This is a genomic window from Mesorhizobium sp. M7D.F.Ca.US.004.03.1.1, assembly GCF_003998635.1.
GTDB classification, from domain to species: domain Bacteria; phylum Pseudomonadota; class Alphaproteobacteria; order Rhizobiales; family Rhizobiaceae; genus Mesorhizobium; species Mesorhizobium loti.
This window is the reverse complement of record NZ_RZQG01001195.1, coordinates 1-1,526: the sequence shown is the minus strand read 5'-3', so window position 1 is coordinate 1,526 and position 1,526 is coordinate 1. Positions and strand designations below refer to the sequence as shown.

The window sequence follows — 1,526 nt, the reverse complement described above, 5'->3', positions numbered from 1 at the left end:
GCTCGGGATCGAGCAGCCTGTGCGTGTAGTCGAAAGTGGGCCCGAGCAACTGGCCGCCGGGCAGGTCCTTGTAGGTCGCCGACACGCGCCGCTCGACCAGCATGTTGGCGGTGTCGATGGGCTTGGAGTAGCCGAAGCGCGGCAGCGTTGTGCGGTAGGCGCGGACCAGGAAGATCGCTTCGATCATGTCGCCGCGTGCCTGGACGATTGCCAATGCGGCCAGTTCACGATCGTAGAGCGAGCCCTCGCTCATCACCCGGTCGACGCCGAGCGCCAGTTGCTCGACGATCTGGTCGAGACGAAGGGCCGGCACCGAACGGTCGCCGCGCCGGCGATCGGCCAGCAGGCTGTGGGCATTGGCAATGGCCGCTTCGCCACCTTTTACCGCAACATACATCTTACACCTCCATCGTCTTGATGCGCGTCGTGCGCGGCAAGCAAGCAATGCCATCAGCGGTGGCGAGGATGATGTCGACGCCGCGCGGAAAACGCTTGATATTCTGCTTCCACTGCTCGACGAAATGGCGTGGCATCTGCGCCGGCGCGATCGTGGCGCTGGTTTCGATGCCGGGACCTTCGAGCAACAGCGGCGTGCCGGAGACGAGATCGCTGACGTGCAGGATCAGCGTGGTCGAACGGTCGGGATAGTCCTGCGTGCCCTGCGAAAAGCCGTCCAGCGACATCATCTCGGCTGGCGTGGCGATCAACGCGAAATGCGCATCGGCCGGCGTGTTGGCCAATGGCGCGCCGGTGTGGAAACCAAGCCAGGATTTGATGGCGGCGGAGGCCTGCAAAGTCGGGTCGAGCCACAGCGGCGTGTCGTTGTCGCAAAGCGCCAGCGCTATGGCGCCGGCGCTTGCCGAGAGTGGCGCCGGCGGGCGAGCGAAGGCCGGCAGCGGCTGTACACTGCCCGGCCGTGCCATCGCGTCCATGACCGCTCGGAACACGGTCTGGGCATTGAAGACCGGATCGGCGAAACCGCCTTCGATCGATTGCGCTGCAATGTCCATCAGTCTTCTCCGCGAACCATGGTGAAGAAATCCACCTTCGTTGCCGCCGTCTCGGCGCGGCGGCGTTCATGCGCCGTGGTCAGAGCCGACCGCAGAGGCGCTATCAGATTGGTCTCGATCTCATTGCGGCGGGCAGGGTCCTGCCACAGCGCGTCGGCGATGGCCGCCAGCCTTGCCTTTTGCTTGTCGCGGCCAAGCGCATAGCAATGGCCGACCTGTCCGGACGGCAGCCGGACCGTGGCGCGGGTGACGGTCGCCTCACCGACATTGAAGGGCGCGCCGCCGCCGCCGATGCGGCCGCGCAGGGTGACCAGGCCGGTCTCGGGGCCGCGCAGCAGTTCAGCGTCCGAAGGCAGTCCGGCCTCGTTCCAGAGCCGCACGATGTCATCGCCGCTGGATTGCGCCAGCGTTGCCATGGCGGCCTTGCGCTCGGCCTGGTCGCGGGCTTCCTGTCCTCGCATCAGCAACATTCCTCTTTCCTAAATTTGTCTATTGATATAGACAACTATACAAATT

Annotated in this window: 3 protein-coding genes; all 3 read right to left on the bottom strand. The window is 64.9% G+C overall.

All coding sequences use genetic code 11. The features are described 5' to 3' along the window. The coding region (locus EN935_RS35470) for a carbon-phosphorus lyase complex subunit PhnI (protein ID WP_164771658.1) at window positions 1-397 on the bottom strand (397 nt) is incomplete at its 3' end. Window position 398: 1 nt separating this feature from the next. Further along, complete coding sequence (gene phnH / locus EN935_RS35465; protein ID WP_127263210.1) at window positions 399-1,010, bottom strand: phosphonate C-P lyase system protein PhnH; 612 nt, start codon at window positions 1,008-1,010, stop codon at window positions 399-401. Further along, a complete protein-coding gene (gene phnG / locus EN935_RS35460; protein ID WP_127263220.1) occupies window positions 1,010-1,471 on the bottom strand; it encodes a phosphonate C-P lyase system protein PhnG in 462 nt (153 codons plus the stop codon). Before phnG ends, phnH begins: the two co-directional genes overlap by 1 nt. Between the last annotated feature and the right edge of the window lie 55 nt (window positions 1,472-1,526).

What these genes read in the sequence shown, in the direction of transcription:
- phnH (WP_127263210.1), bottom strand. Translation starts at nt 1,010, where the DNA reads ATGGACATTGCAGCGCAATCGATCGAAGGCGGTTTCGCCGATCCGGTC.
- phnG (WP_127263220.1), bottom strand. Translation starts at nt 1,471, where the DNA reads ATGCGAGGACAGGAAGCCCGCGACCAGGCCGAGCGCAAGGCCGCCATG.